6 protein-coding genes are annotated in these 6,635 nt (G+C 57.6%); all 6 read left to right on the forward strand.

Features of this window, described 5'->3' with window-relative positions; genetic code table 11:
* The first annotated feature begins 50 nt into the window (after window positions 1-50).
* The 6 genes from nuoK (at window position 51) to JWR14_RS38395 (ending at window position 6,427) form a co-directional block, all read left to right on the forward strand.
* Window positions 51-356, forward strand: coding sequence for an NADH-quinone oxidoreductase subunit NuoK (gene nuoK, locus JWR14_RS38370; RefSeq protein ID WP_158933863.1), 306 nt, complete (start codon window positions 51-53; stop codon window positions 354-356).
* 17 nt (window positions 357-373) lie between these two features.
* Complete coding sequence (gene nuoL / locus JWR14_RS38375) at window positions 374-2,446, forward strand: NADH-quinone oxidoreductase subunit L (protein WP_299720048.1); 2,073 nt, start codon at window positions 374-376, stop codon at window positions 2,444-2,446.
* 17 nt (window positions 2,447-2,463) lie between these two features.
* Window positions 2,464-3,954 carry an NADH-quinone oxidoreductase subunit M gene (locus JWR14_RS38380; protein ID WP_299720050.1) on the forward strand — a complete coding sequence of 497 codons (1,491 nt, stop codon included), beginning with the start codon at window positions 2,464-2,466 and terminating at the stop codon, window positions 3,952-3,954.
* Between the two features lie 24 nt (window positions 3,955-3,978).
* Entirely contained in the window at window positions 3,979-5,457 is a 1,479-nt protein-coding gene (gene nuoN / locus JWR14_RS38385) for an NADH-quinone oxidoreductase subunit NuoN (protein ID WP_299720052.1), read from the forward strand.
* Window positions 5,457-5,753 (forward strand): DUF2818 family protein, encoded by a 297-nt coding sequence (locus tag JWR14_RS38390; protein WP_299720054.1) that lies wholly within the window; start codon window positions 5,457-5,459, stop codon window positions 5,751-5,753. The genes nuoN and JWR14_RS38390 overlap by 1 nt, the downstream gene beginning before the upstream one ends.
* A gap of 71 nt (window positions 5,754-5,824) precedes the next feature.
* Window positions 5,825-6,427: an NUDIX hydrolase gene (locus JWR14_RS38395; RefSeq protein WP_299720056.1), complete on the forward strand. Its 603-nt coding sequence runs from the start codon at window positions 5,825-5,827 to the stop codon at window positions 6,425-6,427.
* Window positions 6,428-6,635: the final 208 nt, after the last annotated feature.

Here is a 6,635-nt window from a genome sequence, read left to right on the forward strand (position 1 = left end):
AATGCCGGCGCCGGCACGGTCGACAACAAAGGCTGAGGAGAAAAACAACCATGTTGAGTCTTGCCCATTACCTCGTGCTTGGCGCGATCCTGTTCGCGATCAGCATCGTCGGCATTTTTCTGAATCGACGCAACATCATCATCATCCTGATGGCAATCGAATTGATGCTGTTGGCGGTCAACACGAACTTCGTCGCCTTCTCGCATTATCTCGGCGACATCCACGGACAGATCTTCGTGTTCTTCGTGCTGACGGTCGCGGCGGCTGAAGCCGCAATCGGCCTCGCTATCCTGGTCACATTGTTCCGCAGTCTCGACACGATCAACGTCGAAGACCTCGATCAGCTCAAAGGTTAATTTCAGGCAAGACAGATATGTCCATGACACTCAATGAAAACCTTCTGCTCACGATTGCGCTGGCGCCCCTTGCCGGTTCGCTGATCGCCGGCCTGTTTGGCTGGAAGATCGGGCGCAAGGCTTCGCACCGCATCACGATCCTCGGCGTGATGATCTCGTTCGTACTCTCGTGTTTCGTCCTGGTGGACGTGATGCAGGGCGCGAGCTTCAACGCGACCATCTACGAATGGATGACGGTTGGTCCGCTGAAGATGGAGATCGGCTTCCTGGTCGACTCGCTCACCGCGATGATGATGGTGATCGTCACCTTCGTTTCGCTGATGGTGCACATCTACACGATCGGCTACATGGCCGATGAAGAGGTGGGTTACGAGCGCTTCTTCTCGTACATCTCGCTCTTCACGTTCTCCATGCTGATGCTCGTGATGAGCAACAACTTCCTGCAGCTGTTCTTCGGCTGGGAAGCGGTGGGTCTCGTGTCGTACCTGCTGATTGGCTTTTACTACACCCGTCCGACAGCCATCTACGCGAACATGAAGGCGTTCATCGTGAACCGCGTGGGCGACTTCGGATTCTTGCTCGGCATCGGTTTGTTGCTGGCGTTTGCGGGTTCGCTGAATTACGGCGATGTCTTCGCTCACCGTACCGCGCTGGCCGGCATGACGTTCCCGGGCACCGACTGGGGTTTGCTGACCGTTGCCTGTATCTGCCTGTTTATCGGCGCGATGGGTAAGTCGGCGCAATTCCCGCTGCACGTGTGGCTGCCGGACTCCATGGAAGGCCCGACGCCTATCTCGGCGCTGATCCACGCGGCAACCATGGTGACGGCCGGTATTTTCATGGTCACACGCATGTCGCCGCTGTTCGAATTGTCGGATTCGGCGTTGTCGTTCGTGACGGTGATCGGCGCGATCACAGCGCTGTTCATGGGCTTTCTTGGTGTGGTGCAGAACGACATCAAGCGTGTGGTGGCTTATTCCACGCTCTCGCAACTCGGTTACATGACGGTGGCGCTCGGCGTCTCCGCTTACCCCGTCGCGGTGTTTCACCTGGCTACGCATGCATTCTTCAAGGCGTTGCTGTTCCTCGGCGCGGGTTCGGTGATCATCGGCATGCATCACGACCAGGACATGCGCAACATGGGCGGCCTGCGTAAATACATGCCGATCACATGGATCACGTCGTTGATCGGTTCGCTGGCGCTGATTGGTACGCCGTTCTTCTCGGGCTTCTACTCGAAAGATTCGATCATCGATGCAGTGAAGGCGTCGCACATCGCCGGCTCGGGTTTCGCATATTTCGCAGTGGTGGCAAGCGTGTTCGTCACGGCGCTGTATTCGTTCCGCATGTACTTCCTGGTATTCCACGGCAAGGAGCGCTTCCGCGGTCCGAAGCATCCGGAAAGCCCGATGGGTATCGAAGCCGCGGCGCATGCACATGATTCACACGGCCATGATAGTCACGATGGGCACGGCCATGACGATCACGCGCACGTTCCGCACGAAACGTCGTGGGTCATTACGCTTCCGCTGATCCTGCTCGCCATTCCGTCGGTGATCATCGGCGCAATCGCAATCGGCCCGATGCTGTTCGGCGACTTCTTTGCGCACGGCGTGGTGTTCGACAAGGTGATCTTCATCGGCGAAAACCATCCGGCGCTGCATGAAATGGCCGAGGAATTCCACGGCTGGTTTGCGATGGGCCTTCATTCGGTTGAAGGTTTGCCGGTCTGGCTGGCGCTCGCGGGCGTGGTCGTATCGTGGTTCCTGTACTGGAAGCGCACGGATCTGCCGGGCGTGATCAAGCAACGCTTCCTGCCGATCTATAACCTGCTCGACAACAAGTACTACCTCGACAAGATCAACGACGTCGTATTTGCAAAGGGTGCGGTCGCCATTGGCCGTGGACTCTGGAAAGAGGGTGATATCGCCGTGATCGACGGTATCGTCAACGGTCTTGCGAAGTTCGTCGGCTGGTTTGCCGGTGTGATTCGCTTCCTCCAATCCGGTTACATCTATCACTACGCGTTCGCCATGATTATTGGCATGTTGGGGCTCTTGACCCTGTTTGTAACGCTCGGCGGCAAATAAGGCGGGGACACCTATCTATGCACTCTTTACCCATTCTTAGTCTCGCTATCTGGTTGCCGATCATTGTCGGCATCCTTGTACTGGCAATAGGCAATGACAGCAATCCAGGCCCGTCGCGCTGGCTTGCTTTGATCGGCTCCATTCTTGGACTGATCGTCACCATTCCGCTGATTACCGGCTTCGACAATTCCTCGGCCGCGTTGCAGTTCGAAGAAAAGGCAGTCTGGATCGATCGCTTCAACATCTCGTATCACCTGGGTGTCGACGGCCTTTCCATGTGGTTTGTCGTGTTGACCGCGTTGATCACGGTGATCACGATCATCAGCGCGTGGGAAGTCATCACGGTGCGCGTGGCGCAATATCTGGCCGCGTTCCTGATCTTGTCGGGCCTCATGATCGGCGTGTTCTCGACCGCCGACGGCATGTTGTTCTACGTCTTCTTCGAAGCCACGCTGATCCCGATGTACATCATCATCGGCGTGTGGGGTGGCGCGAACCGGGTCTATGCCGCGTTCAAGTTCTTCCTGTACACGCTGATGGGCTCGCTGCTGATGCTGATCGCGTTGCTGTACCTGTACACGCAGACGCACACGTTCGACATCGCTACGTGGCACGCATTGAAGATCGGCTTCACGCCGCAGATATTGCTGTTCATCGCCTTCTTCCTGGCCTTCGCCGTGAAGGTGCCGATGTGGCCGGTCCACACGTGGTTGCCTGACGCCCACGTGGAAGCGCCAACGGGCGGCTCGGTCGTGCTGGCCGCGATCATGCTGAAGCTGGGTGCGTACGGTTTTATCCGCTTCTCGCTGCCTATCGCGCCGGATGCCAGCCATTTCCTGGCGCCGGTGGTGATTACGTTGTCGCTGATCGCGGTGATCTACATCGGCTTCGTGGCGCTGGTGCAGGAAGACATGAAGAAGCTGGTCGCGTATTCGTCGATTGCGCACATGGGCTTCGTCACGCTCGGTTTCTTCATCTTCAGCACGCTCGGCATGGAAGGCGCGATCATCCAGATGATCTCGCACGGTTTTGTGTCGGGCGCCATGTTCCTGTGTATCGGCGTGCTGTATGACCGCATGCATTCGCGCCGGATCGCCGACTACGGCGGTGTGGTGAACGTGATGCCGAAGTTCGCCGCATTCGCCATGTTGTTCGCGATGGCCAACTGCGGTTTGCCGGGTACCTCGGGTTTCGTCGGTGAATTCATGGTGATCCTGGCTGCCGTGAAGTTCAACTTCTGGATCGGTTTCCTGGCGACCTTCACGCTGGTTCTTGGCGCGGCTTACACGCTGTGGATGTACAAGCGCGTGCACTTCGGCGCGGTAGCGAACGAGCACGTGGCGAAGCTGAAGGACATCAACAAGCGCGAATTCTTCATGCTCGCCGTGCTTGCCGTATTCACGCTGTACATGGGCCTGTATCCGAAGCCGTTCACCGACGTGATGCACGCATCCGTAGAAAATCTCCTCTCCCACGTCGCGCAGTCCAAACTGCCGCTGGCCCAGTAACGCGTGCGGAGGAAATAAAAGATCATGCAAAACGCCCCCATGAGTGCCCTGTTACCCGATGGACTGTTGATGTTGATGGTCGTCGTGGCCTGGTTGAACGACACCATCTTCGGCGCGAAGAGCCGTCACACGACCTATCTGATTTCGGTTGTGACGGCCATTGTGGTCGGTGTGTGGTTCGCCTTCCAGGCGCTCGATCCCACGCCGCACTACTACTTCACGCGCATGTACGTGGTCGACCCGTTTGCGAGCGCGATGAAAGCGGTCGTGACGCTCGGCTTCGCGGTGTCGATCATCTATTCGCGCAAATATCTTGAAGACCGCGACCTGTTCCGCGGTGACTTCTTCCTGCTTGGTTTGTTCTCGCTGCTTGGTCAGTGCGTGATGATTTCGGGCAACAACTTCCTGACGCTGTATCTCGGCCTGGAACTGATGTCGCTGTCGTTGTACGCAGTGATCGCGTTGCGCAAGGACTCGCCGCAAGCCAACGAATCCGCGATGAAGTACTACGTACTCGGCGCGCTCGCTTCGGGGTTCCTGCTCTACGGTATCTCGATGCTGTACGGCGCGACCGGCTCGCTCGAACTGAACGAAGTCGCGAAGGCGATTGCAACCGGCCGCATCAACGACGCAGTCCTGTTGTTCGGCGTGATCTTCGTGGTCGCGGGTGTGGCGTTCAAGATGGGCGCGGTGCCGTTCCACATGTGGGTGCCTGACGTGTATCAGGGCGCACCGACCGCAATGACGCTGCTCACCGGCGGTGGACCGAAGGCTGCGGCGTTTGCATGGGGCCTGCGTTTCCTGGTGATGGCGCTGCTGCCGCTGGCGGTGGACTGGCAAGAGATGCTGGTGATCCTGGCCGCGTTGTCGCTGATCGTGGGTAACGTGACCGGTATCGTGCAGAAGAACATCAAGCGGATGCTGGCGTACTCGGCTATCTCGAACATGGGCTTCGTGCTGCTCGGCATGCTGGCTGGCGTGGTTGACGGCAAGGCTGATGGCGCCGCAAACGCCTATAGCTCGGCCATGTTCTACAGCATCATCTATTTGCTGACTACGCTTGGCACCTTCGGCGTCGTCATGCTGCTGGCACGCAAGGACTTCGAAGCCGAAACGCTCGACGACTTCAAGGGCCTGAACCAGCGTAGCCCGGTGTTCGCATTCGTGATGATGATCATGATGTTCTCGCTCGCCGGCATTCCGCCGATGGTCGGTTTCTACGCGAAGCTTGCCGTGCTCGAGGCCACCATGAACGCCGGCCTGACATGGCTTGCGGTGCTGGCCGTGCTGTCGTCGCTGGTGGGTGCGTTCTACTACCTGCGTATCGTCAAGCTGATGTACTTCGATGCACCGACCGACGCATCGCCGATCATCGCGGACAACCTCAAGCGCGCGCTGCTCGCCTTCAACGGCCTGGCTGTGCTGGTGCTTGGCATTGTCCCCGGACCGCTGATGAACGCCTGTCTGGCAGCGATCACGCACACCTTGCCGTTCCAGCTCTAATGTCGGCAGCGGGCTGGTTTATCGTGTTGTTGGCGCTGGTCGGCGCCAACCTCCCGTTCGTGAATCAGCGTCTTTTCTCCGTCGTGCCAATCAAGACGACGAAGAAAAACGGCTGGATTCGCATCGCGGAATTGATCGTGCTTTATTTTGTCGTGGGCGTGCTCGGCTTTATGCTTGAGGCGCGTGCGGGCAACCGCTTCGAGCAGGGCTGGCAATTTTACGCCGTGACCTTCAGCTTGTTCCTGGTGCTCGCGTTCCCCGGTTTCGCGTTCCAATATCTCGTCAAGCGCCGCTGACGGCGACGGCCGTCGTGGCTTGATCCTCGCGCTCGACCTAAGCGTCCAGCGCGTTTCTTTCAAGGTGCACGATGGCTGACCAATCTCTCGATTTCCCCGATTCCGACGATGGCTTGCTCGAGAAGACGGTCGAGAGCAAATTGCTCCATCAGGGCAAATTCCTCACACTCAAGATCGATACGGTCGAACTGCCGGATGGCAAGCACGCCACGCGCGAGTTTGTCGAACATCCCGGTGCCGTGATGATCTTGCCGCTGTTCGATGACGGCCGCGTGCTGCTTGAACGGCAGTATCGATATCCGATCGCCAAGGTCCTGCTCGAATATCCGGCCGGCAAGATCGACCCGAACGAGAGCGAGCTCGCGTGTGCAAAACGCGAGCTTCTAGAAGAAACCGGCTATACGGCACGCGAATGGTTTCTCCTGACGCGAATTCATCCGGTCATTTCCTATTCGACCGAATTCATCGACCTATATCTGGCGCGCGGTTTGACGGCAGGCGAAAGCAAGCTCGACGACGGTGAGTTCCTCGAGACGTTCATCGCGGACCGGTCGCAGATTTTTGAGTGGATCAAAAGCGGCCATATCAGCGACGTCAAGACGATCATCGGCAGCTTCTGGCTGGAAAAGGTGCTGTCGGGTGAATGGGCATTGGGTGATCCGGTCAGCGATTGAGAAGATTGACATTCGACAAAAAAGCGGCCGAAAAGGCCGCTTTTTATTTGTCTGTTCAATCAAGACCGCACACCGTTCGGCACGCGTTCGAGCGCCGGGCTAAAATCGAACGTGTGTTTCACCATTCCATCAAACCGTCGTAATGTCATTTTTTGCGAACGGTCGTTCACAAAACGCGTTTTTGCGATTAAACTTTCTGGCAAGCCCC

The organism is Caballeronia sp., assembly GCF_028292365.1.
Taxonomy (GTDB): domain Bacteria; phylum Pseudomonadota; class Gammaproteobacteria; order Burkholderiales; family Burkholderiaceae; genus Caballeronia.

What these genes read in the sequence shown, in the direction of transcription:
- nuoK (WP_158933863.1), top strand. Translation starts at nt 51, where the DNA reads ATGTTGAGTCTTGCCCATTACCTCGTGCTTGGCGCGATCCTGTTCGCG.
- nuoL (WP_299720048.1), top strand. Translation starts at nt 374, where the DNA reads ATGTCCATGACACTCAATGAAAACCTTCTGCTCACGATTGCGCTGGCG.
- JWR14_RS38380 (WP_299720050.1), top strand. Translation starts at nt 2,464, where the DNA reads ATGCACTCTTTACCCATTCTTAGTCTCGCTATCTGGTTGCCGATCATT.
- nuoN (WP_299720052.1), top strand. Translation starts at nt 3,979, where the DNA reads ATGCAAAACGCCCCCATGAGTGCCCTGTTACCCGATGGACTGTTGATG.
- JWR14_RS38390 (WP_299720054.1), top strand. Translation starts at nt 5,457, where the DNA reads ATGTCGGCAGCGGGCTGGTTTATCGTGTTGTTGGCGCTGGTCGGCGCC.
- JWR14_RS38395 (WP_299720056.1), top strand. Translation starts at nt 5,825, where the DNA reads ATGGCTGACCAATCTCTCGATTTCCCCGATTCCGACGATGGCTTGCTC.